At 68.2% G+C, this 25,607-nt stretch carries 24 protein-coding genes; 20 read left to right on the top strand and 4 right to left on the bottom strand.

The genetic code is table 11. The features are described 5' to 3' along the window. Position 1 precedes the first annotated feature (1 nt). Entirely contained in the window at positions 2–511 is a 510-nt protein-coding gene (gene nusB, locus QH168_RS24815) for a transcription antitermination factor NusB (RefSeq protein ID WP_280468102.1), read from the top strand. Continuing rightward, entirely contained in the window at positions 511–768 is a 258-nt protein-coding gene (locus tag QH168_RS24810) for a YciI family protein (RefSeq protein WP_280468100.1), read from the top strand. Before nusB ends, QH168_RS24810 begins: the two co-directional genes overlap by 1 nt. Here QH168_RS24810 and QH168_RS24805 read toward each other — a convergent pair. Next, positions 744–2,207 (bottom strand): serpin family protein, encoded by a 1,464-nt coding sequence (locus QH168_RS24805; RefSeq protein ID WP_280468099.1) that lies wholly within the window; start codon positions 2,205–2,207, stop codon positions 744–746. The genes QH168_RS24810 and QH168_RS24805 overlap by 25 nt on opposite strands. 339 nt (positions 2,208–2,546) lie before the next feature. Here QH168_RS24805 and QH168_RS24800 point away from each other — a divergent pair, with 339 nt between their 5' ends. Continuing rightward, the gene (locus QH168_RS24800) at positions 2,547–3,077 is read left to right on the top strand and encodes a DUF4334 domain-containing protein (protein WP_280468097.1); all 531 of its coding nucleotides are present in this window, start codon (positions 2,547–2,549) and stop codon (positions 3,075–3,077) included. Between the two features lie 119 nt (positions 3,078–3,196). Here the strand turns inward: QH168_RS24800 and QH168_RS24795 are convergent, their stop codons facing one another. After that, positions 3,197–4,177, bottom strand: a complete 981-nt coding sequence (locus QH168_RS24795) for a quinone oxidoreductase family protein (protein ID WP_280468096.1) — start codon at positions 4,175–4,177, stop codon at positions 3,197–3,199. Between the two features lie 84 nt (positions 4,178–4,261). On the opposite strand from QH168_RS24795, the gene QH168_RS24790 reads away from it, so the two are divergent. Further along, a complete protein-coding gene (locus tag QH168_RS24790; protein ID WP_280468095.1) occupies positions 4,262–4,852 on the top strand; it encodes a TetR/AcrR family transcriptional regulator in 591 nt (196 codons plus the stop codon). 21 nt (positions 4,853–4,873) lie between these two features. On the opposite strand, the gene QH168_RS24785 is transcribed toward QH168_RS24790, so the two are convergent. Together QH168_RS24785 and QH168_RS24780 are read right to left on the bottom strand one after the other, a co-directional pair. Continuing rightward, the gene (locus tag QH168_RS24785) at positions 4,874–5,587 is read right to left on the bottom strand and encodes an HD domain-containing protein (RefSeq protein WP_280468094.1); all 714 of its coding nucleotides are present in this window, start codon (positions 5,585–5,587) and stop codon (positions 4,874–4,876) included. Positions 5,588–5,660: 73 nt separating this feature from the next. Next, positions 5,661–6,287: an alpha-ketoglutarate-dependent dioxygenase AlkB gene (locus QH168_RS24780; RefSeq protein WP_280468092.1), complete on the bottom strand. Its 627-nt coding sequence runs from the start codon at positions 6,285–6,287 to the stop codon at positions 5,661–5,663. A 125-nt stretch (positions 6,288–6,412) separates the two neighbouring features. Between QH168_RS24780 and cycA the strand changes: the two genes are divergently transcribed. The 16 genes from cycA (at position 6,413) to QH168_RS24700 (ending at position 25,572) form a co-directional block, all read left to right on the top strand. Continuing rightward, a complete protein-coding gene (gene cycA, locus QH168_RS24775) occupies positions 6,413–7,888 on the top strand; it encodes a D-serine/D-alanine/glycine transporter (protein WP_280468091.1) in 1,476 nt (491 codons plus the stop codon). Between the two features lie 227 nt (positions 7,889–8,115). Next, on the top strand, positions 8,116–8,793 hold the full coding sequence (gene pyrR, locus QH168_RS24770; protein WP_280468089.1) for a bifunctional pyr operon transcriptional regulator/uracil phosphoribosyltransferase PyrR: 678 nt from the start codon (positions 8,116–8,118) through the stop codon (positions 8,791–8,793). Beyond that, complete coding sequence (locus tag QH168_RS24765) at positions 8,790–9,746, top strand: aspartate carbamoyltransferase catalytic subunit (protein ID WP_280468087.1); 957 nt, start codon at positions 8,790–8,792, stop codon at positions 9,744–9,746. Before pyrR ends, QH168_RS24765 begins: the two co-directional genes overlap by 4 nt. A gap of 70 nt (positions 9,747–9,816) precedes the next feature. Next, positions 9,817–11,139 (top strand): dihydroorotase, encoded by a 1,323-nt coding sequence (locus QH168_RS24760; RefSeq protein WP_280468085.1) that lies wholly within the window; start codon positions 9,817–9,819, stop codon positions 11,137–11,139. Then, positions 11,139–11,636 (top strand): transporter, encoded by a 498-nt coding sequence (locus QH168_RS24755; protein WP_280468083.1) that lies wholly within the window; start codon positions 11,139–11,141, stop codon positions 11,634–11,636. Before QH168_RS24760 ends, QH168_RS24755 begins: the two co-directional genes overlap by 1 nt. After that, a complete protein-coding gene (gene carA, locus QH168_RS24750) occupies positions 11,633–12,754 on the top strand; it encodes a glutamine-hydrolyzing carbamoyl-phosphate synthase small subunit (RefSeq protein ID WP_280468082.1) in 1,122 nt (373 codons plus the stop codon). Before QH168_RS24755 ends, carA begins: the two co-directional genes overlap by 4 nt. Further along, a complete protein-coding gene (carB, locus tag QH168_RS24745; protein ID WP_280468080.1) occupies positions 12,754–16,095 on the top strand; it encodes a carbamoyl-phosphate synthase large subunit in 3,342 nt (1,113 codons plus the stop codon). Before carA ends, carB begins: the two co-directional genes overlap by 1 nt. Positions 16,096–16,124: 29 nt before the next feature. After that, the gene (gene pyrF / locus QH168_RS24740; RefSeq protein WP_280468078.1) at positions 16,125–16,949 is read left to right on the top strand and encodes an orotidine-5'-phosphate decarboxylase; all 825 of its coding nucleotides are present in this window, start codon (positions 16,125–16,127) and stop codon (positions 16,947–16,949) included. Between the two features lie 876 nt (positions 16,950–17,825). Then, positions 17,826–18,146, top strand: coding sequence for an integration host factor, actinobacterial type (gene mihF / locus QH168_RS24735; protein ID WP_163825081.1), 321 nt, complete (start codon positions 17,826–17,828; stop codon positions 18,144–18,146). Positions 18,147–18,167: 21 nt separating this feature from the next. Continuing rightward, positions 18,168–18,740 carry a guanylate kinase gene (gene gmk, locus QH168_RS24730; protein ID WP_280468076.1) on the top strand — a complete coding sequence of 191 codons (573 nt, stop codon included), beginning with the start codon at positions 18,168–18,170 and terminating at the stop codon, positions 18,738–18,740. 47 nt (positions 18,741–18,787) lie between these two features. Further along, positions 18,788–19,069 carry a DNA-directed RNA polymerase subunit omega gene (gene rpoZ / locus QH168_RS24725; protein WP_280468075.1) on the top strand — a complete coding sequence of 94 codons (282 nt, stop codon included), beginning with the start codon at positions 18,788–18,790 and terminating at the stop codon, positions 19,067–19,069. A gap of 85 nt (positions 19,070–19,154) precedes the next feature. After that, on the top strand, positions 19,155–20,378 hold the full coding sequence (coaBC, locus tag QH168_RS24720) for a bifunctional phosphopantothenoylcysteine decarboxylase/phosphopantothenate--cysteine ligase CoaBC (RefSeq protein WP_280468074.1): 1,224 nt from the start codon (positions 19,155–19,157) through the stop codon (positions 20,376–20,378). Positions 20,379–20,705: 327 nt separating this feature from the next. Then, entirely contained in the window at positions 20,706–21,917 is a 1,212-nt protein-coding gene (gene metK, locus QH168_RS24715) for a methionine adenosyltransferase (RefSeq protein WP_280468072.1), read from the top strand. 73 nt (positions 21,918–21,990) lie between these two features. Continuing rightward, positions 21,991–24,135 carry a primosomal protein N' gene (locus QH168_RS24710; protein ID WP_280468326.1) on the top strand — a complete coding sequence of 715 codons (2,145 nt, stop codon included), beginning with the start codon at positions 21,991–21,993 and terminating at the stop codon, positions 24,133–24,135. A gap of 124 nt (positions 24,136–24,259) precedes the next feature. Next, a complete protein-coding gene (locus QH168_RS24705; protein WP_280468071.1) occupies positions 24,260–24,868 on the top strand; it encodes a TetR/AcrR family transcriptional regulator in 609 nt (202 codons plus the stop codon). Continuing rightward, on the top strand, positions 24,865–25,572 hold the full coding sequence (locus QH168_RS24700; protein ID WP_280468069.1) for a YqeB family protein: 708 nt from the start codon (positions 24,865–24,867) through the stop codon (positions 25,570–25,572). Before QH168_RS24705 ends, QH168_RS24700 begins: the two co-directional genes overlap by 4 nt. Positions 25,573–25,607 lie beyond the last annotated feature (35 nt).

The following is a 25,607-nucleotide window of genomic DNA, read 5'->3' as shown; positions in this document are numbered from 1 at the left end:
GATGGCGGACCAGCCCGCGGAGAAGAAACCCGCATTCAAAAAACTCGGCGCACGCCATAAGGCGCGGCGCCGCGCGGTGGATCTGCTGTTCGAAGCGGAGGCCCGCGATATCGATCCCGCCGATCTGATCGACGAGCGGATCGAACTGTCCGCCAGCGATCAGGCGGTCGCCCCGGTGCACGCCTATACCCGCACCCTGGTCGAGGGCGTCGCCGACGACCTCGACCGCGTCGACGGCACCATCGAGTCGTATTTGCAGGACTGGACGCTGTCGCGACTGCCTGCCGTGGATCGCGCCATTCTGCGGATCGCGGTGTGGGAGCTGTTCCACGCCAACGACGTGCCCCCCGTGGTGGCGGTCGACGAGGCGGTGGAACTGGCCAAGGAACTGTCCACCGACGACTCACCGTCATTCGTCAACGGCGTGCTCGGCCAGGTGGTGCTGGTGGCGCCGCAGGTGCGCGCGGCCGCCGCGGCTACCCGCGCGCCCCGCCCCGACCTGGAACAGTGATGCACAAGTACCTGGTCATGGTCATGCGCACGCCCCGGTTCGACCCCGCCGTGGTCGAACCGCACAAACGTTTCCTCGCGCAACTGCGCGAGAAGGGCATGCTGCAAGAGACCGGCCGTTTCACCGACGGCACCGGCGGGGCCTACATCGTGCTGGCCGAATCGCTCGAGCAGGCGCGCGAGATCGTGTTCACCGACCCGGTGCACACCACCGGCGCCTCGGAGGTCACGGTCTACGAATGGGAGATCACCGGCTGACGATCACGCAGCCGATGGAATGCGTCCACCCGGTCCCGGTCCCGAACAAGAGGTTTCGGGGCCGGGACCGAGTCGTCTACGGCTCGCGTGCTGGCGGATCGGGCGCGGGCGGCGGCTCGCGCAGCCATGGCGGGAGTGGTGGCGGTGGGGGGTGGCTGTGCCGGGAAATGTTGGCGAGGCGGCTGTGTGCGTGAAGGTCCCGGTCCCGGTGCGACCGGTCGGGGGCGGCGAAGTTCGCCAGGGGGAAACTCGGCGGTCCGCTCGGGTTCGGTGCGCGCCGGTGGTTCCGGTGGGCGGGTGGCGATCCAGCCAGCCACGATCGCGAGGCCGGTCGGGCGGTGGACCGCAAGGAAGCCGAAGGGGCGGTCGAAGGTGGCGGTGTAGACCCTGATGCGGTGTTCGGTCGGCGGTGGGGGCATACCGCTGACATCCATGCTGATCGCGGTGACCGCGGCCGCCTCGAAACCGTCACGCAGAAAACGGGCCAGGACGTCCTGTGCGCCCTGCGCGACCGATAAGGGGGCCGGTGAGATTCCCGGAAAGTGGTCGCCGTCGGTCTGCGCGGTGGTCAAACCGAAGAGCGCAGCCAAGTTCGGCGCGCACAGATCGTGTGTCGATCGAACGTCGAACGGCGGCAGTGTCAGTCGTAGTTGATCCCGGTTCCGTAGCGAAATCTGCTCGCGCACCGTCAGCCCCGGACCGTCGGTGCCGGAGGGGAGTTGCGTACGCACCTCGATGGTCTCGGCGAGCGCTTCCAGTCCGGTGGTCAGGATCTCACCGGGGGTACCGGCGCCCTGGAGCAGATGCACGTCGACGTCGCCGCGGCCCTCGACGACGATGCGCGTCACCGGTTGCCGCCCGTCCAGCAGCGCGACGCACCGCTGCGCGCCGGTGGTCCGCGACAGCGCGGGCAAGGTCATGCCCTGCCAGGGACCGGATTCGGGGACCATGGTCGTCTCGTGGAATGCGTTGCGCCAGCTGGTCCGGGCCAGTAGCGCGGTGGCGAGGACGAGCATCGTGTCGTCGGTGACCTGTAGCGGGAACCGCTTGATCAGTCCGTCGGTGTACTGATCCGCCCATGCGTCGAGCGCCGCCTGATCGGTGATCAGATCCACCGTGCCGCGCGGTAGCCCGGCGAGCCAATCGCTGTTGAGCGGCAGCGTCCGCTGCACCCACACACCGAGCGCCGCCGACAGATCGCGGGCGTATCGCATCGTGTCGATCAACTCGAGAGCGGCGGAATGCGCTGTCTCCGCGGGCATGCCGATCGCAGCCTCGAGTTCGGTACGCGCTGGCCCGTCGGCCGCCGCGGCCAGCAGCCCGAGCAGCGGCCACAATCCGGCCCCGGAGACGACGAAATCCCCGGCACCGGCCACCTCGCACCACCGGCGGGTGAGCTGATTGGCGGCATCGACCTGAGGTTCGAGCACAGTCCGCATGCGCCCACCCTAGCGACGGTGCGGCGCGACGTCGGGTGAATCCTTCGCGGCGGTGTGCCCGAAGTCGAATGCCCAACGTATGAAAGCGAATCCGTCATGTCCGCGCTCCCGCCGGGTGGGTGTACTGGAAACCCGGCGGCAGCGCGAACAGGAACCGCGAACGGCTCGGATCGAGAACGTGGCACCCGGCCGGGGAGGTCGGTCCGCGCTCTCGGTGTCGATCGTGCATCCTCAACCGCACTCGAGGTCAACTCGGCCACCGATGCGACCGGAATTCTCGCCGGAATGAGAGACAGATAGAATTTCTCTCGCAACATTTCCACGGTGAGGAGTCGGGCGATGACCGAACATCAGCGCACGGTATTGAACGGACGCTGCACGCCGGAGCGGGCGTGGGCGGTGTTCGACGATCTGCCCGCCGTCCGCGTGGCCGAGGTGACCACCGGACGCTGGCGCGGCAGCGAGGTGGACACCGGGCATCCCTGGGCGGGTGTGCTCGTGGAATCCGGTTGGTATGGCAAACAATTCGACAGTGCGGATGCGGTGCATCCGCTGCTGTTCTCCGATGAGAAGGGTTCGATCTTCGCGGTCGATCCGCGTCGGGTTCCGCTGGGGCTCGCCGGGCGCGTCCCCACCGCCTGGTTGCGTCCGGTGCGCAACAACCTCCGAATTCTCTCGCCCGCACTGCGCACCACGAAGCCGACCGCCCGGCTGCGCGATATCGACTACCGCGGCGTCGTCAGCGCCGCCATGGTCTACGACCATCTGCCGATCATCGATCATTTCCGTCGCCTCGACGAGGACACCCTGCTCGGGGTCATGGATATGCGCGGACTGGCCGAACCGTACTTTTTCCTGCTGGAGCGCTGACCGGGGCAGATGCGCCGTAGGGACGCGGGAGGATGCGGTCGGCGGCTCGATGAGTCGGCGAGGCCGATGGTGCCGCCCGGCCCCTGGTATGCCCGCGCTGCCCGGGAACAGGCAGCTGATCAGGCCGGGTGATCCGATCCGGGGCGGAGGATGATCTTGCCGAGCGGTGTACGCGATTCGACCAGCTGATGGGCTTGGTCGGCCTGCTCGAGGGGCAGTGTCTGCTCGACGGCCGGTGCCAGTGACGGCACGCGGTCGAGAATCGCGCCACGGGAGGCGGCGACCCGCGCCAGCCAGGCGGGCCCGGCACAACCGGTGAAGGTGAGGCCGCGCGGGAGCAGGTCGGCGGCCGACACCTCGGCGGGTGCACCGGACAGCCAGCCGTAACCGAGTATCCGCCCGCGGCCGGGAGTCGTGGCATCGAGCAGTTCGAGGGTGGAGCTTCCGCCGATGGAATCGAACACGACGTCGACGGTGGCCGGTCCGAGACGTTCACGCAGGGTGTTCGTCCACCGCGGCTCCCGGTGATCGATCACCTCGTCGGCGCCCAGCTCGCGGGCCCGTTGCGCCTTGGTGGATCCGCCTGCGGTGGCGATCACCCGTGCCGCCCCGAAATCCTTCGCCAGCTGGACCAGATAGCTGCCGACGCCCGTCGCGCCCGCCTCGACGAGGATGGTCTCGGTGCCGGTCAGCCCGGCAGCCTCCAACAGTGTGATCGCGACCGAACCGCTCATGACCGCCGCCGCGGCCTCGTCCGCCGCGATCCCCTCGGGGATGGGCGTGGCGGAATCGGCGGGTGCGCAGACGAACTCGGCGTACGATCCGGTGCCCGTCGTATCGACCACCACCCGGCGCCCGACCAGTCCGGGATCGACTCCGGCGCCCACTTCGACCACCGCACCCGCCGCCTGGAATCCGAACACCACCGGCGGTGCGGCGGCCATCGGGAAAACGCCGGAGCGCAGCAGCGTTTCGGGGTACAGCACGGGCACGGCCTCGGTGCGGATCATGACGTCGCCCGCGTGTGGTCGTGGCGCGGGAACCTCGCGAGCGACCAGTACCTCGGGTCCGCCGATGCCGGTCATTACGATTGCTTGCATCAGAACTCCATAAGTTGACTGACGGTCCAATTGTCAATCCCGACGATATGGACCGACGGTCAACTTGTCAATGAAAGTGGTGCGATGATCGACCGCCGTCCGAAGGAACGCGCGGATGCCGCGCGCAACCGGCGCGCGATCCTGGAGGCGACCGCCGCCTTGCTCGCCGAGCACGGCGCCGAGGCGATCACGATGGACCGCGTCGCCGCGGCGGCGGGTGTCGGCAAGGGGACCATCTTCCACCGCTTCGGCAACCGGGCCGGGCTACTGCACGAGATGGTGGCCGACAGCGCGCTCACCCTGATGAATGCCGTCAAGGAGGGCCCGCCGCCGCTGGGTCCCGGCGCGCCTGCGGGGGAGCGGCTCGTCGCATTCTTCGAGGCGATGGCGTGGCTGGTGATCAATAATCTCGAGCTGATGGCCGTCTACCGGACCGAGCCGCCGCATCCGAGAACCGCCGAGTTCCACCAGTTCTGGTTCGAGCACATCACCGCCTTACTGCGGGAGGCGCGGCCCGACCTGGATGCCGAGATCGTCGGGCGCCTGCTGCTGGACAGCCTGGCCGGTCAGACCGTGCCCGACCTGGTCCGATCGGGTGAGACCGATCGGGTGCTGTCGGCGGTGCGCGCGCTGATGGAATCGGTGTTGCAGGTTCGTGAGGCGCCGAGCCAGTAGGTGCTGCGGTGTCTGGCCAGGTCAGTGTGGTGCGAGGATGGCGTCGAAGCGTTGGTCGGCCAGGTCGAGTTGTTCGAGGATGTGCACTTTGACGTGTTCGGCCAGCGGTGTGTCCGCGCGCAGGACCAGGTCGCGGTAGACGTCGGTGAGTGGCCGGTATTTGGTGGCGAGTTTGTGCAGGACCGGGCCGGTGGCGTACAGGATGCCCACGCCGTTGTCGGTGAAGTCCGACAGTTTCACCACCCGCGCCCATGGTGCGCGTTCGAGTTCGGTCGTGACGTGTTCGCGGTACTGTTCGTGCCGGTCGCGGGTGGGGTCGGGCGCCGGATTCGTCACCGTCGCAACGATATCGGCGACGCGTTCACCGAAGCGGTCGGCCAGTTCGGCCAGCGCGGCGGAGGTCGTCGGCCCGGATCGGGTTCCGGCCAGCTCGGTGGGATGATCCTCGACCGTATCGTGGAGCAGGCCCGCGATGATCACCTCGGCGTCACGCACCTCGTAATGGCTGGCGATGCGGATCGCCACGCGCAGTAGGTGATTGATATACGGTTCGCGACCGTAGCGGTCGTCGTGGTGTAGTTCGGTGGCCAGCTCGAGTGCCGCGCCGATCTTGTCGGACTCGGGTAGCTCCGCTGTTTCCAGCCGGAACCGGCCGCGCAGCCCCTCTTCGCCGTAGACATCGCTGATCGTGTGCAGCGGCATGACCGCCAGCACCCCCGCCCCAGGATCGTTCATCCACCAAATGTAGCGGTGCGGTCCGACATACTGCTGTGGTCGCCGCCACGTTTCGGGCAGAAAACCGCAGACCTCAGCGCACGTTGCGGGGGCGGAGCTGAATGCTGATGCGCGGGCCGACCGGCCTACGCGTCTTGGGGACCGCGTGCTCCCAGGTGCGCTGACAGGACCCGCCCATGACGAACAGATCTCCGTGACCCGGATGGAAACGCAGGCTCTCGCCGCCGCCTCGTGGCCGCAACAGCAGTGGTCGTGGAGCGCCGAGCGACACGATGGCGACCATGGTGTCGTACTCGGCGCCGCGCCCGATGGTGTCACCGTGCCAGGCGACGCTGTCGCGGCCATCGCGGTAATAGCACAGTCCGGCCGTGCGGAACGGCTCGCCGAGTTCGGGCCCGTAGTGCTCGCTGAGCGCCTCGCGCGCCTCGACGAGTACCGGATCCGGTAGTGGATCGGCCTCGCCGTAGAAGTGGAGTAGCCGGGGCACGTCGACGACCCGGTCGTACATCGGGCGCCGTTCGGCGTGCCACGGTACGACGCCCGCCAGCTGTTCGAACAGCTCATCGGCTCCGCTCAGCCAGCCGGGCAGTTGATCCACCCAGGCGCCGTGCGTCAACCGGGTGCGGCGTACCTGCGCGAGGGGCGCCAGCCGGGTCTCGCCCAACCCGTCGAGCAGCGATCCCTGTAGCGGCATGGTCATGAGGTCGATCATATCGGCATTCGAACATATGTGCTAGTAGTTCGGATGCTTACGCTATCCGGCGGGCCCTCGTCCGTTGCCGGATGGTCGAATGGGCCCTCGCGCTTGTTTTCGGAGGGAGCTATATGGCTGTGCTGGAGAGCGACGGCGGTTCGCAGGACGAGGGGAATCCGACGGGGCAACCCGGCGGGCCGGGCCACCTCAGCCGACAGCTGGCCAATCGGCATATCCAGCTGATCGCCATCGGCGGCGCCATCGGCACCGGCTTGTTCATGGGCTCGGGCAAGACGATCTCGCTGGCCGGACCCTCGGTGATCCTCGTCTACATGATCATCGGGTTCTTCCTGTTCTTCGTCATGCGGGCCATGGGCGAGCTGCTGCTGTCGAACTCGGAGTACAAGTCGTTCAGTGATTTCGCCGGTGATCTGCTCGGTCCGTGGGCGGGATTCTTCACCGGATGGACCTACTGGTTCTGCTGGGTCGTCACCGGCATCGCCGATGTGGTCGCGATCGCCGGGTACGTCGCGTACTGGTGGCCGGAGCTGCCGCTGTGGATTCCGGCGCTGATCTGCATCGCGGTGCTGCTGGTACTGAATCTGCCGACGGTGCGCGCGTTCGGTGAGACCGAATTCTGGTTCGCGTTGATCAAGGTGGTCGCCATCGGCGCGCTGATCGTCACCGGTCTGGTGATGGTGCTGACCGGTTTCACCGGTGACAGCGGAAGCACGGCATCACTGGCCAATCTGTGGAACGACGGCGGATTCTTCCCGATGGGCCCGATGGGTTTCGTGGCCGGATTCCAGATCGCGGTATTCGCCTTCGTCGGCATCGAACTGGTCGGCACGACCGCCGCCGAGGCCAAGGACCCGGAACGGACCCTGCCGCGTGCGGTGAACTCGATTCCGGTGCGCGTGCTGCTGTTCTATGTGGGCGCACTGATCGTCATCTGCGCGGTGACGCCGTGGCGGGAGGTCTCGGCCGACGAGAGCCCGTTCGTGGCGATGTTCACCCTGGCCGGGCTCGGCATCGCGGCGAGCGTGGTCAACTTCGTGGTGCTGACCAGCGCGACCTCCAGTGCCAACTCGGGCATCTACTCCACCTCGCGCATGGTCTACGGTCTGGCCGGTGACGGCGACGCGCCCGCGGTGTTCGGCAAACTGTCGCGCAGGCACGTACCCGCCAACGCGTTGCGCTTCTCCTGCGCCTTCCTGATGATCGGCGTGGTGCTGCTCTATGCGGGGCAGTCGATCGTGGAGGCGTTCACGGTGGTGACCACCATCTCGTCGCTGTGCTTCATGTTCGTGTGGACGATGATCCTGGCCAGCTACCTCGCCTACCGCCGCCGTCGTCCACAGCTGCACGCCGCCTCGAAGTTCAAGATGCCCGGCGGTGTCCCGATGGTGTGGGCGGTCCTCGCGTTCTTCGCGTTCCTGGTCTGGGCGCTGACCCAGGAGTCCGACACGCTGCAAGCGCTGCTGGTCACGCCGATCTGGTTCGCGGTTCTCGCACTCGCCTACCTCGTGGTCCGGCGCCGCCCGCACCACAAAGCTCTGCGCGAACAGCATCGTGAGAAGGTCCTCGCCGAAACCTCGGCGCTGTAAGAACCGGCGCGTACTGTGCGCTACGGGTGTCCCGTCGCCATGAGCGATCCCGAGGCGGGCAGCGTCGTCGCGGCTCGGCAATGACGGCGCCGTAGCGCTCGTGTCCTCGCTCACAACCTCTCGACCCTGCCCTCACCTGGTGAAAAGCCGCCCCGCCGGGCTGATAGGCTGCTCGGCGTAAGACATCCTTTAACGGACCGTCCGGTGAGGCGGGGAAGGAGGTCGGCATGGCTGTGCCCGAAGAACGGGCAGCCGCGTCGGGCGCTGCCGAGGCCGAGTCGTCGGCGGGTAGCGGCGATGCGACGGGGAGTGTCTCTCCCTCGGAACGTCACACACCGGAATGGGTGGCCGCCGGACGGGAACTGTTGTCTCCCTCCGATGTCGGCCGCACCATCGCGCGTATCGCGCATCAGATCATCGAGAAGACCGCCCTCGACTCCGGCGATCCCGCCGCACCACGTGTGGTGTTGATCGGCATCCCGACCCGCGGCACCACCCTCGCGGCCCGGCTCGCGGACAAGATCGACGAATTCTCCGGTGTCCGCCCCGCACTCGGGTCGCTGGACATCACCCTCTACCGCGACGACCTGCGCAGCAAACCGCATCGCCCGCTCGAACGCACCTCCGTCCCCGAAGGCGGGATCGAGGACGCGCTGGTCGTGCTCGTCGACGATGTGCTGTTCTCCGGCCGCACCGTCCGCTCCGCCCTCGACGGCCTCCGCGACCTCGGCCGTCCCCGCGCCGTGCAGCTCGCGGTCCTGGTCGACCGCGGCCACCGCGAACTGCCGATCCGAGCCGACTTCGTCGGCAAGAACGTGCCGACCGCTCGCACCGAGGACATCTCGGTCCTGCTCACCGAGCACGACGGCCACGACGGTGTGTACCTGCACCAGGAGGAAGCGTGAGGCATCTACTGACGGTCGCCGACCTGCATCGCGAGGCCGCCACCGAACTGCTGGACGAGGCCGAACGTTTCGAGCAGGCGCTGCTCGGCCGTGAGGTCCGCAAACTGCCCACCCTGCGCGGTCGCACCGTGATGACGGTGTTCTTCGAGAACTCCACCCGCACCCGGGTGTCGTTCGAGGTCGCGGGCAAATGGATGAGCGCCGATGTGATCAACGTCAGCGCGAGCAGTTCCTCGGTCGCCAAGGGCGAATCCCTGCGCGATACCGCACTCACCCTGCACGCCGCGGGCGCCGATGCGCTGATCGTGCGCCATCCGGCCTCCGGCGCCGCACATCAGATCGCGCGCTGGTTCGAGGACTGGGCGCCGAATTCCGGTGGTGCGGTTCCCGCGGTCATCAATGCCGGTGACGGCACCCACCAGCACCCCACCCAGGCGCTGCTCGACGCGCTGACCCTGCGCCAGCGGCTGGGCACCATCGAGGGCAAGCGCGTGGTCATCGTCGGCGATATCCTGCACAGCCGGGTCGCCCGATCCAATGCCTTCCTGTTGGCGACCCTCGGCGCCGAGGTGGTGCTGGTGGCGCCACGCACCCTGTTGCCGATCGGCGTGGACAGTTGGCCGGTGCGGGTCTCGCACAGCCTCGACGCGGAGCTGCCCGGCGCCGACGCGGTGCTGATGCTGCGGGTACAGGCCGAACGGATGAACGGCGGCTTCTTCCCGTCGGCGCGCGAGTACGCGGTGAACTACGGCCTGTCCGAGCGCAGGCTCGCACTGCTGGACGAGGACGCGGTGGTGCTGCATCCCGGCCCGATGCTGCGCGGTATGGAAATCGCGTCGTCGGTGGCGGATTCGCCGCGGGCCGCGGTGCTGCAACAGGTGACGAACGGAGTGCATATGCGAATGGCGGTGCTGTTCCGGCTGCTGGTCGGTACTCAGGAGGTGGCGGCATGAGCGGTCAGCGTCCGGAGAAGGCGGCGTGCGTCACCGCGGCGGGCGCCCGATCATGCCAGGAGGTCGCAGCGTGAGCGACTCGGTACTGCTCAAAGGCGTGCTCGTCTACGGCGAGGGCGAGCCGGTGGACGTTCTGGTCGCCGAGGGTGAGATCCGCGAGATCGCGACCGACCTCGGTGTGGTCGACGGCGCCGAGATCATCGACGGCGCGGGACAGATCCTGCTGCCGGGTTTCGTCGACCTGCACACCCATCTGCGCGAACCGGGACGGGAGGACACCGAGACCATCGAATCCGGTTCCGCCGCGGCCGCATTGGGTGGCTACACCGCGGTCTTCGCGATGGCCAACACCAACCCGGTGGCCGATTCGCATGTGGTGACCGACCATGTGTGGCGACGCGGTCAGGAAGTCGGCCTGGTCGATGTGTACCCGGTCGGCGCGGTCACGGTGGGACTGGCGGGCAAACAGCTCGCCGAGATGGGCACCATGGCCGCAGGGATCGGCGCGGTGCGCATGTTCTCCGATGACGGCCACTGCGTCTACGACCCGCTCATCATGCGTCGCGCACTGGAATACGCGAACTCGCTGGGTGTACTGATCGCCCAGCATGCAGAGGAACCGCGGCTGACGGTCGGCGCCGTGGCACACGAAGGCCCCACCGCGGCCCGGCTCGGCCTGGCCGGGTGGCCGCGGGCCGCCGAGGAATCCATCGTCGCCCGTGACGCCCTGCTCGCCCGCGATGCGGGCGCGCGCGTCCACATCTGCCACGCCTCGACAGCGGGCACCGTGGAACTGCTGAAATGGGCCAAGGCGCAGGGCATCTCGATCACCGCCGAGGTCACGCCGCATCATCTGCTGCTCGACGATTCGCGGTTGGAGAGCTACGACGCGGTATTCAAGGTGAACCCGCCGCTGCGCGAACCCGCCGATGTGGCGGCGCTGCGGCAGGCGCTGGCCGAGGGCATCGTCGACTGTGTGGCCACCGACCACGCACCGCACGCCGAACAGGACAAATGTTGCGAGTTCGCGGCTGCGCGGCCGGGCATGCTCGGGTTGGAGACGGCGCTGTCGATCGTGGCGGGCACCATGGTGCGGTCCGGCCTGCTGGACTGGCGCGGAGTCGCGCGGGTGATGAGTGAACGGCCCGCCGAGATCGTCGGCCTCGACTCGCACGGCAGGCCGATCGCCGTGGGCGAACCCGCCAACCTCGTCCTGGTCGACCCGGAGGCCACCTGGACCGTCCGGTCCAAGGAACTGGCCAGCATCTCCGACAACACGCCGTACGAGACCATGACGCTGCGCGGTCGCGTCACCACCACGATGTTGCGCGGCCGGATCACCGCCCGCGACGGTGCGGCGGCGCCCTCGGTGCGGGCCGGGGGCGAGGCGTAATGGAACGGACACTGTGGGTGGTCGGCCTGCTCCTGCTGTGGGCGGCGTTGATCTACCTGATGTATCGGGGCTGGCGGAACCGGGCGGCGCGGCAGACCGAACGGATCGGCGAACTGCCACCGGTACCGCCGGAGCTGGGCGCACAGGTCCTGGAACCGACCACCGGCCTCTATCTCGGCAGCACCATGGCGCCGAGCTGGCAGGACCGGATCGCGGTCGGCGACCTGGGCTTTCGGGCCACGGCCGAACTCACCAGATTCGAGCGGGGCATCCTGCTCGAACGGGACGGCGCGGCGGCGATCTGGATCCCCCAGGAATCCATCACGGCGGTGCGTACCGAACGCGGCCACGCGGGCAAGGTGATGACAGAAGATGGTGTGCTGGTGATTCGCTGGACACTGCCGACCGGAACCGAGATAGACACCGGTTTCCGAGGTGACGACAAGACGGTGTATCCGGCGTGGGCACGGGTGACGACGGGAGACGACGAGGGATGAGCGGACACAACGAAGCGGCACTGGTGCTGGAGGACGGCCGGGTTTTCCGCGGTACGGCCTACGGCGCCGTGGGCGAGACACTCGGTGAGGCGGTGTTCTGCACCGCGATGACCGGATACCAGGAAACCCTCACCGACCCCAGCTATCACCGCCAGATCGTGGTGGCCACGGCCCCGCAGATCGGCAACACCGGCTGGAACGACGAGGACGACGAGTCCGGCAAGATCTGGGTCGCCGGGTACGCGGTGCGCGATCCGGCGCGCCGCGCCTCCAATTGGCGCGCCACCCACACCCTGCCCGAGGAACTGGACCGGCAGCACGTCGTCGGCATCGCGGGCATCGACACCCGCGCGGTGGTGCGGCATCTGCGCACCCGCGGTTCGATGAAGGCCGGCATCTTCAGCGGTGACGCCGTCGCCGCCACCGTCGACGAACTGGTGGCCAGGGTCAACGGTCAGCCGTCCATGCTCGGCGCCGATCTGGCCGAGGAGGTCAGCACCGACGGGCTCTACACCATCGAACCCGGCGGCGACCACCGCTTCACCGTGGTCGCGGTCGATCTCGGCATCAAGACCAACACCCCGCGCATGTTCGCCGAACGCGGTATGCGGGTGCATGTGGTGCCCTCGGGCACCTCGCTCGACCAGATCCGGGAACTGAAGCCCGACGGTGTGTTCCTGTCCAACGGTCCGGGCGATCCGGCCACCCAGGACGGTGCGGTGGAACTCACCCGCGGCATCCTCGGTGCGGGGCTGCCCCTGTTCGGCATCTGCTTCGGCAACCAGATCCTCGGCCGGGCGCTGGGCCGCGGCACCTACAAGATGAAGTTCGGCCACCGCGGCATCAACATCCCGGTCGTCGAACACGAGACCGGCCGCATCTCGATCACCGCGCAGAACCACGGCTTCGCCCTCGAAGGTGAACAGGGTGAGCAGTTCGACACCCCGTTCGGCAAGGCTGAGGTCAGCCACGTCTGCGCCAATGACGGCACCGTCGAGGGTGTGCGGCTGGTCGACGGCCGCGCGTTCTCCGTGCAATACCACCCCGAAGCCGCCGCCGGCCCCCATGACGCCGCGTACTTGTTCGACCGTTTCGCCGGTCTGATGGAAGGAGCCTGATGCCTCGCCGCACCGATCTGAACCACATTCTGGTGATCGGCTCGGGCCCGATCGTCATCGGTCAGGCCTGCGAGTTCGACTACTCCGGCACCCAGGCGTGCCGGGTGCTGCGGGCCGAGGGCCTGCGGGTCTCGCTGGTGAACTCCAATCCGGCCACGATCATGACCGATCCGGAGTTCGCCGACTCCACCTACGTGGAGCCGATCACCCCGGAGTTCGTCGAGAAGGTCATCGCCAAGGAACGTCCCGACGCCATCCTCGCCACCCTCGGCGGGCAGACCGCGCTCAACACCGCCGTCGCCCTGCACGAGCGCGGTGTGCTGGAGAAGTACGACGTCGAGCTGATCGGCGCCGACTTCGAGGCCATCCAGCGCGGTGAGGACCGGCAGAAGTTCAAGGACATCGTCGCGAAGGTCGGCGGCGAGAGCGCTCGCTCGCGGGTCTGTTTCACCATGGACGAGGTGCGCGAGACCGTCGCCGAGCTGGGCTTCCCGGTGGTCGTGCGGCCCTCGTTCACCATGGGTGGCCTCGGCTCCGGTATGGCCTACAACGACGAGGATCTCGACCGCATCGCCGGTGGCGGTCTGGCCGCATCGCCGACCGCGAACGTCCTGATCGAGGAGTCGATCCTCGGCTGGAAGGAATACGAACTCGAGCTGATGCGCGACGGCCGCGACAATGTCGTGATCGTCTGCTCCATCGAGAATGTCGACCCGATGGGCGTGCACACCGGTGATTCGGTCACCGTCGCCCCGGCCATGACGCTGACCGACCGCGAATACCAGAAGATGCGCGATCTCGGTATCGCGATCCTGCGTGAGGTCGGTGTCGACACCGGCGGCTGCAATATCCAGTTCGCGGTGGATCCGCGCGACGGCCGGCTGATCGTCATCGAGATGAACCCGCGGGTGTCGCGCTCCTCGGCGCTGGCCTCGAAGGCCACCGGATTCCCGATCGCCAAGATCGCGGCCAAACTGGCCATCGGCTACACGCTCGACGAGATCGTCAACGACATCACCAAGGAAACCCCGGCCTGTTTCGAGCCGACCCTCGACTACGTCGTGGTGAAGGCGCCGCGGTTCGCGTTCGAGAAGTTCCCCGGCGCCGACGCCACCTTGACCACCACCATGAAGTCGGTGGGTGAGGCGATGTCGCTGGGTCGCAACTTCGCCGAGGCGCTCGGCAAGGTGCTGCGTTCGCTGGAAACCAAGTCCACCGGATTCTGGACCACCGACGACGGCGAGTGGGCGCCCGCCTCCGACACTCCCGAAGCGATCCAGACCGCGATCACCGCCATCCTCGACGACCTGCGCGTCCCCACCGAGGGCCGCATCTACCAGGTGGAGCGGGCGCTGCGGCTGGGCGCGAGCATCGACGACGTCGCCGCGGCCTCCGGGATCGACCCCTGGTTCGTCGCCGAGGTCGCTGGCCTGGTCGAGCTGCGTCAGGAACTGCTCGACGCGCCCGTACTGGACGAGTCGCTGCTGCGCCGGGCCAAGCACTACGGTCTGTCCGATCGTCAGATCGCCGCGCTGCGTCCGGAACTGGCCGGGGAGAGCGGTGTGCGCGCGCTGCGGCACCGGCTCGGGGTGCGGCCGGTGTTCAAGACCGTCGACACCTGCGCGGCCGAGTTCGAGGCCAAGACCCCGTACCACTATTCGACCTATGAACTCGATCCCGCCGCGGAGTCCGAGGTCGCGCCGCAGCCAGAACGCGACAAGGTGCTCATCCTCGGTTCCGGCCCGAACCGGATCGGTCAGGGCATCGAGTTCGACTACTCGTGTGTGCACGCGGCGCAGACGCTGTCGCAGGCCGGGTACGAGACGGTGATGGTCAACTGCAACCCGGAAACCGTCTCCACCGACTACGACACCGCCGATCGTCTCTACTTCGAACCGCTCACCTTCGAAGACGTGCTCGAGATCTATCACGCGGAGTCCGAATCGGGCACCGTCGCCGGCGTCATCGTGCAGCTCGGCGGCCAGACCCCGCTCGGGTTGGCGCAGCGGCTCACCGACGCGGGCGTTCCCGTGGTCGGCACCAGCGCCGCCGCCATCGACCTGGCCGAGGACCGCGGCGAATTCGGTGACGTCCTGGTCGCGGCCGGGCTGCCCGCACCGAAGTACGGCACCGCCACTACCGTCGAACAGGCCAAGAAGATCGCGGCCGGGATCGGCTATCCGGTACTGGTCCGGCCGTCGTATGTGCTCGGCGGTCGCGGTATGGAGATCGTCTACGACGAGACCTCGCTCGAGGGCTACATCTCCCGCGCCACCGAACTGAACCCGGAGCATCCGGTCCTGGTGGACCGCTTCCTGGAAGACGCCATCGAGATCGACGTCGACGCGCTCTGCGACGGCGAGGAGGTCTACCTCGGCGGCGTGATGGAGCACATCGAGGAAGCCGGTATCCACTCCGGCGACTCCGCGTGCGCGCTGCCGCCGATCACCCTCGGCCGCAGTGATATCGAAGCCGTGCGCCGCTCCACCGTCGCGCTGGCCAAGGGCATCGGCGTCAAGGGCCTGCTCAATGTGCAGTACGCGCTCAAGGACGATGTGCTCTACGTGCTCGAGGCCAACCCGCGCGCCAGCCGCACCGTGCCGTTCGTCTCCAAGGCCACCGCCGTGCCACTGGCCAAGGCCGCCGCGCGGATCATGCTCGGCACCACCATCGCCGAACTCCGCAAGGAGGGCATGCTGCCCGGTGAGGGCGACGGCGGGCACGTCGCACTGGATGCGCCGGTCGCGGTGAAGGAGGCCGTACTGCCGTTCCACCGGTTCCGCAAGGCCGACGGCAGCGGTGTGGATTCGCTTCTCTCGCCGGAGATGAAGTCGACCGGTGAGGTCATGGGCATCGACGCCGATTTCGGCACCGCCTTCGCCAAGAGCCAGGCCGCGGCCTACGGTTCGCTGCCCACCGAGGGCACCGTGTTCGTCTCCATCGCCAACCGCGACAAGCGCGCAATGGTGTTCCCGGTCAAACGGCTCAACGATCTGGGCTTCCGCATCCTGGCCACCGAGGGCACCGCGGAGATGTTGCGCCGCAACGGCATTCCCTGCGAACGGGTGCGTAAGCATTCCGAGGACGGTCCGGCCGACGAGCCGACCATCGTCGAGCAGATCCGCGACGGCGAGGTCGATATGGTGTTCAACACCCCCTACGGCAACTCCGGCCCGCGCGTCGACGGTTACGAGATCCGCAGCGCGGCAGTGGGTGTGAACATTCCGTGCATCACCACGGTGCAGGGTGCGGCCGCCGCCGTACAGGGCATCGAGGCCAGCATCAACGGTGGTATCGGAGTGCGGTCGCTGCAAGAACTGCACGCCGTACTGCGCGGGTGAGCCACGATCAGGAGAACGGAGCGGGATCGGTGAAGACTTTCGGCGACCGGCTACAGCACGCCATGCGGCATTTCGGGCCGCTGTGTGTCGGCATCGATCCGCATCCGGCCCTGTTGACCCAGTGGGGCCTGACCGATGATGTGGACGGACTGGAAGCGTTCGCCGAGATCTGCGTCGAGGCCTTCGACGGCTGCGTCGCACTGGTCAAACCCCAGGTGGCGTTCTTCGAGGTATACGGCGCGGGCGGGGTCGGAGTGCTCGAACGCACCATCGAGGTGCTGCGCGACTCCGGCACCCTTGTGCTGGCCGATGCCAAACGTGGCGATATCGGCTCGACCATGGACGCCTACGCCCGTGCCTGGCTCGGTGACGGTCCACTCGGCTCGGATGCGGTGACGGTCTCGCCGTATCTGGGCTTCGGCTCGCTGAACCCGGCGCTAGAGCTGGCGCAGGCCAATCATCGCGGGGTGTTCGTCCTCGCCGCGACCTCGAACCCGGAAGGCGCCGAGGTGCAGCGCGTCACCGCCGACGACGGCCGCACCATCGCGCAGGCGATGGTCGACGCCGCCGCGGCCCGCAATGCCGGTGCGGACTTCGGTTCGGTGGGCGTCGTCGTCGGCGCCACCCTCACCGAGGCACCGGACCTGAGTTCGCTCAACGGGCCGATCCTGATGCCGGGTGTCGGCGCCCAGGGTGGGGGAGCGGATTCGATCCGGGCCCTCGTTCCCGACCATCTGCTGCACGGTGTGGTGCCCAACGTTTCCCGCGAGGTGTTGCGCGAGGGCCCGTCGGTGCCCGCGCTGCGCGCTCGCCTCGCCGCGCTCCAGGAGGATTTCGCCTTCCTGCGGGGCTAGCCCGCGGCAGTGATACACGATCGCCGCGCCGTCCGCGGCGATTCTCCCCGGGTGTCTCATGCGCGACGCATCGGCCGTGGTGCTGGTATCGGCGTCGCGGCGATGGGATGCTGTGGAGGTTGTCGGGGGATCGTCGGCGGGGCAACGACCGGCGGTTCACCCCACAGCACCTCGCACTCGCGGGGGACATCAGGTCCGGCCCGCCCACCCCTCGGGCCGGGCCTGATTCGTGTCCGTGCCGGGTCCACGTCCGAGCGTCGATCCGCGGATTCGCGCCGTATGCGCGTACCGGTGCCCTGAGCGCCCGCTGAAACACGGTCTGGTCAGTTGGTGGGGGAATGCCGGATCAGGCCGTGTCGCTCCCCGTAGACGCGTCCACCGGCCTTTGCGGCACTGTCCAGGCCGTTCGGATGTCCTCCGGCGATGCCACGGTGCGAGCTTTCGCCTGTCCGGCGCGGAGGCGCCTGCCGATGTGCCGCTCGTCGGTCCGCGCGCGGCCGGTGCTTGGCACGCGGTGCACCCGATACGCGACACGCGTGTGATTCATGGGGCGACACGCAGAAATTTTCGAGAAAGTTCCTGGTCGGGCGGTTTTGAGTTTGCCAGCGCCGCGCGCGACTGTGTGGCAACTAGCCCGCTAATTCGTTCCATGTACGAAAACGCCCTGCTTGCAGGCGGTTTCGGGTATTCGAACCGGTGTTCGGGAGGGTGGGCGAGCCGGGTCGGGCATTGTCTCCGGCGTCCCCTACGGCATCGTCGAATCATGCGCTGACCTGGGGGGTGGGTTCGCAATCGGCAGGAGTCGTGGGTACGGTCGCTGTCACTGCCGGGTTATCGGGCAGTAGTTGATGCAATGAACGATGAGACGGAGGAACCGTGGCCCTTCCCCAGCTGACTGACGAGCAGCGCGCCGCTGCTTTGGAGAAGGCGGCTGCCGCTCGCCGCGCTCGGGCGGAGCTCAAGGAGCGCTTGAAGCGTGGCGGCACCGACCTGAAGAAGGTCCTCGCCGACGCCGAGACCGATGAGATCATCGGCAAGATGAAGGTGTCCGCCCTGCTGGAAGCCCTGCCCAAGGTCGGCAAGGTCAAGGCGGCGGAGATCATGACCGAGCTGGAGATCGCTCCTACCCGCCGTCTGCGCGGTCTGGGCGATCGGCAGCGCAAGGCCCTGCTGGCCAAGTTCGACCTCGGCGCCTGACAACCGCCGGTGGTCGAACACATGACGAAGGGTCGGCTGGTCGTTCTGGTCGGCCCCTCGGCCGTGGGGAAGTCCACCGTGGTGCGTTGCGTTCGTGAACGTCTACCGCACCTGGTGTTCAGCGTGTCGGCCACGACCCGGGCCCCACGGCCCGGGGAGGTCGACGGCCGTGACTACCGATTCGTCACCCGGGCCGATTTCGACGCGATGATCGAGGCCGGGGATCTGCTCGAATGGGCCGATATCCACGGCGGACTACAACGCTCCGGCACCCCGGCCGCACCGGTACGCGAGGCATTGGCCAAGGGCCTGCCCGTGCTGGTGGAGGTCGACCTGGAAGGCGCCCGTTCGGTGCGCGAGGCGATGCCCGAGGCGCTGCTGGTCTTCCTGGCGCCACCGAGCTGGGATGAACTGGTCTCCCGGCTGCGCTCGCGCGGCACCGAATCGCCGGAGGTCATCGAGCGCCGACTGGAGACCGCGCGGACCGAATTGGCCGCCTGTGACGAGTTCGACATCGTCATCGTGAACGACGAGGTGACCAGCGCCTGCGAGCAGTTGGTATCGTTGTTCGTTAGCACAAATTCGAGTTCGTGACATCAGTCCGCGACAACATCGGTCAACACACCGCAGGAGCCCCCCTAGTGAGCAGTACGGACACCCTTTCCGCGCCCGCCTACGACACTCCGATCGGCCTCACCAACCCGCCGATCGATGAGCTGCTGGAGCGGACCTCGTCCAAGTACGCCCTGGTCATCTACGCCGCCAAGCGGGCGCGCCAGATCAACGACTACTACAACCAGCTCGGCGACGGAATCCTCGAATACGTCGGCCCGCTGGTCGAGCCCGTCGCGCAGGAGAAGCCGCTGTCGGTGGCCATGCGTGAGATCCACTCCGACCTGCTCGAGCACACCGAAGGCGAGTGACCTCGTCCCGGTGAGCCCGGTGCGTGTCATCGCAGCTCGCCGGGTACACCGGGTGCCGGTGTCGGCGCACAACACAGGAGGCGCAATGGCCACACGGGTCGTTGTCGGGGTCGGCGGGGGCATCGCCGCCTACAAGGCGTGCTCGTTGGTGCGCCGCTTCACCGAAACCGGACACGAGGTCCGGGTCATTCCTACCGAATCGGCGCTGCAATTCGTCGGCAAGGCCACCTTCGAGGCGCTCTCGGGCAACCCGGTGCACACCGGGGTCTTCGCCGATGTGCCCGAGGTACCGCATGTGCGGCTCGGTCAGGAAGCCGATCTCGTCGTCATCGCACCGGCGACCGCCGATCTGATGGCGCGCGCCGCCACCGGGCGCGCCGACGATCTGCTCACCGCCACCCTGCTCACCGCGCGATGTCCCATCCTCTTCGCGCCCGCGATGCACACCGAGATGTGGGAGCATCCGGCCACCGTCGCCAATGTCGCCACCCTGCGAGCGCACGGCGCCAACGTCATGGAACCGGCCTCGGGTCGGCTCACCGGCACCGATACCGGTCCGGGACGGCTGCCCGAGCCCGAGGAAATCTTCGGCCTGGCGACGCTGCTGCTCGAGCGGGCCGACGCCGTACCTCGTGATCTCGAGGGCCGCCGGGTGGTCATCACCGCCGGAGGTACCAGAGAACCGCTGGATCCGGTGCGCTTCCTCGGCAACCGCAGCTCCGGTAAACAGGGGTACGCGCTGGCCAGGGTGGCCGCCCAACGGGGTGCGCACGTCACGCTCATCGCGGGCAACACGATCGAAATGGCTGCCCCCGCGGCCGTCGATCTGGTGCACATCACCACCGCCGACCAGCTCAAATCCGCTGTCGACAAGCATGCGGCGGGTGCGGACGCGGTGATCATGGCGGCGGCGGTGGCCGATTTCCGGCCGACCAATGTCGCGGCCGCCAAGATCAAGAAGGGCGCCGGCGAACCCGACACCATCGCGCTGACCAAGAACGACGACATCCTCGCCGGTCTGGTCCAGGCCCGCCGCGACGGGCAGCTGTCCGGCACCGCGATCGTCGGATTCGCCGCCGAAACCGGCGACGAGCACGGCGATGTGCTCACCCACGCGCGCGCCAAACTGGCCCGCAAGGGGTGCGATCTGCTGGTCGTGAACGCGGTCGGTGAGGGCAAGGCCTTCGAGGTCGACACCAACGACGGCTGGCTGCTCGGCGCCGACGGCACCGAACAGTCGCTCGACCACGGGTCGAAGGCGCTGTTGGCGAGCCGGGTGCTCGATGCGCTCGGACCGCTGCTGAGCTGAGCCGACGAGGCCGACACCGTGGCTACCGGCTCCGAGATACGTTGCGCGAGCGGCGTAATCACGTCAAGTCGATGCGCGAGAGCGTAGCGGCGGCGTCTAATGGGAGCGGGTAATACAACGATGCCATCGACGGTCGGGTCCGCGGTCGAGGACAGCAGACCGATGCGTCGGTGGTTTGGAATAGTCTGGGATCAGGATTGCGCCCGGGCGTGGCAACGTTGTCGTGGAACCGAAGGGTGCCGCCGAACGTAGGCAGCACGGCAGCGGCAGTGCGGCGCCAGGGTCGCAGACCGACAAGAGCAACCCGTTGAGGGAGAGGGAACAACTGTGCGCACGACCGGCAGTCGGCTATTCACCAGTGAGTCCGTGACCGAGGGTCATCCGGACAAGATCTGTGACGCCATCAGCGATTCCATCCTCGACGCGTTGCTGGCGGAAGATCCGCGCAGCCGGGTCGCGGTGGAAACCCTGGTGACCACCGGGCAGGTGCACGTCGCCGGTGAGGTCACCACCGAGGCGTACGCGGACATCCCGCGCATCGTCCGGGAGAAGGTCCTCGAGATCGGATACGACTCCTCGGCAAAGGGTTTCGACGGCAATTCCTGCGGTGTGAACATCGCGATCGGTGCGCAATCGCCGGATATCGCGCAGGGCGTCGACACCTCGCACGAGGCCCGCGTCGGCGGTTCCGACGACGAGATCGAACAGCAGGGCGCCGGTGACCAGGGCCTGATGTTCGGCTACGCCACCACCGACACCCCCGAGCTGATGCCGTTGCCGATCGCGCTGGCGCACCGGCTCTCGCGTCGGCTCACCGAGGTCCGTAAGTCGGGTGTGCTGCCGTACCTGCGGCCCGACGGCAAGACCCAGGTCACCATCGAATACGAAGGTGATCGTCCGGTGCGGCTGGACACCGTGGTCATTTCCACCCAGCACGCCGCCGATATCGATCTGGACAACCTGCTCGCCCCCGATATCCGCGAGAAGGTCGTCGACTCGGTGCTCGCCGATCTGTCGCTGCCCAGTCTCGATGTCGCCGATGTGCGGTTGCTGGTCAACCCCACCGGCAAGTTCGTGCTCGGCGGTCCGATGGGTGATGCGGGGCTGACCGGCCGCAAGATCATCGTCGACACCTACGGCGGTATGGCACGGCACGGTGGTGGCGCGTTCTCCGGTAAGGATCCGTCGAAGGTCGACCGTTCGGCCGCCTACGCCATGCGTTGGGTCGCCAAGAACGTGGTCGCGGCGGGCCTGTCGGACCGGGTCGAGGTACAGGTCGCCTACGCCATCGGTAAGGCGGCGCCGGTCGGCCTGTTCGTGGAGACCTTCGGCACCGAGAAGGTCGACCCGGCGCGGATCGCCAGCGCCATCACCGAGGTCTTCGACCTGCGCCCCGGTGCGATCATCCGCGATCTGGACCTGCTGCGCCCGATCTACGCGCCGACCGCCGCGTACGGCCACTTCGGCCGCACCGATATCGATCTGCCCTGGGAGCACACCGACCGCGCCGATAAGCTGCGCGCCGCCGCGGGCCTGTAGGTTCCGCGCCCGGGTGAACGAACTCGCGGCTCACGACACCCCCGGCGACGCCCCGTCGCCGGGGGTGTCGGCTGTGTCGGGGCCCGCCGCGGCGCTATCGCATCCGATCGCACGGGTGCTCCCGCTGCTGACCCCCGCCCATCTGGACCGCGATTTCGACTATCTCGTACCCCCCGAACTCGACGGGATCGCCGCGCCCGGCGTGCGGGTACGCATCCGCTTCGCCGGTCGCCTGGTCGACGGCTACCTGCTCGAACGGCTCACCCGAAGCGAGCATTCGGGAAAGTTGGTGCCGCTGGAGCGGGTCGTCTCGGCCGAACGTGTCCTGACGCCCGAGATCCTGCGCCTCATCACCTCCGTCGCCGCCCGCTACGCCGGTACCCGCGCCGACGTTCTGCGGCTGGCCATACCACCGCGACACGCACGGACCGAGAACGGTACGACCGCAAAGGGCAAGGCGAAGAAATCGGCCGCGGGCGAGGAATGCGCTGCGGGCGAGGAAGATTCGCAGGCCACAGTTGCGGAGGGGGTGAAGGATCCCGATCCTGCGGACAGCGATCCGTCTGCGGATGCGACGCCGGTAGATCTGCTGTCGCACACCGGAATCGATCCCGCACGATGGGGCCGCTATCTGCATGGCGGGAGCTTCCTCGAAGCGCTGACGCAGGACAAAGGTGTGCGGGCGGCGTGGCAGGCGTTGCCGGGGGAGCAGTGGGCGGCACGGTTGGCGGAGCTGGCGGCGATCGTCGTCGCCCGGGGACGCAGTGTGGTGCTGATGGTGCCCGATCAACGCGATCTGGATCGAGTGCTGGCCGAATGCGAGCGGCTGGTGGGGGACAGGGCAGTGGGATTGTCGGCGGGTCTCGGGCCCGCGGCACGCTATCGGCGCTGGCTGGCGGTGCTGCGTGGGACGGCGCGGGTGGTTGTCGGTACCCGCAGCGCGGTGTTCGCGCCTGCCAACGACCTCGGCCTGATCGCCATCTGGGACGACGGTGACGATACCTACGCCGAGCCGCGCGCCCCGTATCCGCACGCCAGAGAAGTGGCGATGCTGCGTGCCCATGAGACCGGGGCGGCATTCGTGGCAGGCGGCTTCGCGCGGACCGCCGAAATCCAGGCGGTCGTGGACTCGGGATGGGCGCACGATCTGGTCGCCGACCGCTCGACACTGCGCTCGGCCATGCCGCGGATCAGCGCACCGGGCGACACCGATATCGCCCTGGAACGCGACCCGGTCGCCCGCGCGGTACGGATACCGGGCGCGGCCTTCGCCGCGGCCCGCGCCGCGCTGAAAGAAGGCGCCGCCGTACTGGTCCAGGTGCCGCGACGCGGCTATGTACCGTCGCTGGCCTGCGGGAAATGTCGTACACCGGCGCGCTGCCGACACTGCAATGGTCCACTCGCCCTGCCCGAGAGCCCTCGACGTGGCGCCGCCGAACCACCCGACGTCGCACACAGCCCCAGCTGCCGCTGGTGCGGCCGGACCGAGGCGGGTTTCCGTTGTCCCGCATGCGGTTCGCGGGCCCTGCGCGCGGTGGTGATCGGCGCGGCCCGCACCGCGGAGGAACTCGGCCGGGCCTTCCCCGGTGTACCGATCCGTGGTTCCGGTGGTGGCGCGGTGCTCGACACGGCCGAACCCGGCCCGCAGGTGGTCGTCGCGACTGTCGGTGCGGAGCCCGTCCTGCCCGGCGGCTACGGCGTCGCGCTGCTCCTCGACGGCTGGGCGCTGCTCGGCCGCGCCGATCTGCGCGCATCCGAGGACGCGCTGCGACGCTGGATGACCGCCGCCGCGCTGGTCCGCGCGCACGGCCAGGTGCTGGTGATGGCCGAACCATCGCTACCGACGGTCCAGGCGCTCATCCGCTGGGATCCGATCGGCCACGCCAGAGCCGAGGTCGACAGCCGCGCCGAGGTCGGCTTCCCGCCCGCGGTGCGCATGGCCGCCGTCGACGGGACCTCCGAGGCCATCACCGAACTCCTCGCCGCCGCCACCCTCCCGGAATCGGCCGATCTCCTCGGGCCCGTCCCGTTGCCGCCCCTGGCCCGCAAGCCCTTCACCGGCGATTCGCCCGCCGAGGTGGAACGCATGCTGCTGCGCACTCCCCGCCGCGATGCCGCCGCCCTGGCCCGAGCCCTCACCGCCGCACAAGCTTTCCGCAGCGCTCAGCGCTCCGACGCTCCGCTTCGCGTCCAGATCGACCCGGTCGATATCGGCTGACCTCCGACTCGACGGCGACGGTGAGTCTGCGGCGTCGGCCCGGACAGCTCTGATCGGCCGGTGAGAAGACCGTCGACAGCTGCTATTCATTAACTGGCCGATTAGTTAATGATAGAGTCGGATCATGGCCCGTACCGTCGACCCGCAACGCACTGCCGAGCGCAGGCGTGCGATCACTCTCGCCGCCGCGGAGCTGTTCGCGACCCACGGTTTCGAGCGCACGACGGCGGCGCAGATCGCGGCGGCGGCCGGGCTGAGTTCGGGCAGCGTGTTCTATTACTTCCAGGACAAGGCCGCGGTCTTCCGGTCGATCTTCGAGCTGTCGATTCCCGAGCATGCGGAACTCGTGCGGCGGCATATCGATCGAACCGATTGCCTCGGTGCCATTCTCGATATCGCCGAGGCGCTGGTGGCCGACGCGCTGGACGCCGACGCGCCTGGCCTCATGTTCGAATTGCTGCGGCGGCTCGGCCACGATCCGGAATTGGCCGACATGGTCCTCGAGGACGCCCGGCTCAGCGCCGAGGCCTTGACTACCTTGCTCGAACGGGGCGTCGCGACCGGGCAGTTCGACCCGGGCTTTCCCGCCGACGAGACCGCTCGGTGGATTCTGGCCGTCGTCGACGCCGCTTTCCTGAACGCCGACCCGGCCGACCCGGACCGGGATCCACGCCCGCTGGTGCGCGCGACGGTATCGCGACTGCTGCGCCCGACCCGAATGGAGGACCGGTGAAAACCGAGCCTGTTGTCCTGCGTTTTTCCTATCTGTGGTTGGTGGTGTTCGGTGTCGCGGGCGCCGCGCTCGGCGGTGGAATCGGGTTCGCCCTGCCCGTGGTAGGGCGCTGGATGGTGGATCTGTTGGGCGAGGTGCCCGGCCCGGTGGAGGTGGCGATGACCGTGCCGCCGGTGTGGCTGGTACCGATTCTCACCGTCGTCGGGATCATCGGCGGCGCGGTGATATTCGAGATCGCGCGCGGTGAGAGCCTGGCCCTGACCGTCGACACCGATCATGTCGAACTGTCCAGGGACGGCCGCGACAAGTACGTGGCACGTGAACACGTGGCATCGGTCTTCCGTGAGGACGCCGACCTGGTACTCATCGACCGTGACCGGCGTCCCCTGGCTCGGTTCAAGGCCGACGATCTGCGCGGCCGCGATATCGCCCGCGCCTTCCGTGCGCACGGCTATCCATGGCTCGACGACAACGACCCGATGGCCGGCGAGTACATCCGCTGGATCGACGGCAGGCCCGAGACCGGCGCCGATCTCGATGCGGTGCTGCGCGGCCGCCGCCGGGCCATGGACGACGACGACCGCACCGCCATCGAGGAATTCGACGAAAAGCTGCTCGCCCTCGGCATCGACGTGCGAGACCGCAAGGGGGAGCAGCAGATCCGGCTACTGAGCGAGGACCGGGGAGATGTCGGTGGCCGGTGAGTCGACCATCGATCAATCACCGATGGGCAGCACCG

This window comes from Nocardia cyriacigeorgica (genome assembly GCF_029868385.1).
Lineage (GTDB): Bacteria > Actinomycetota > Actinomycetes > Mycobacteriales > Mycobacteriaceae > Nocardia > Nocardia cyriacigeorgica_F.
Note: the sequence above shows the minus strand (reverse complement) of the source record. Positions and strands in the feature narration are given on the sequence as shown.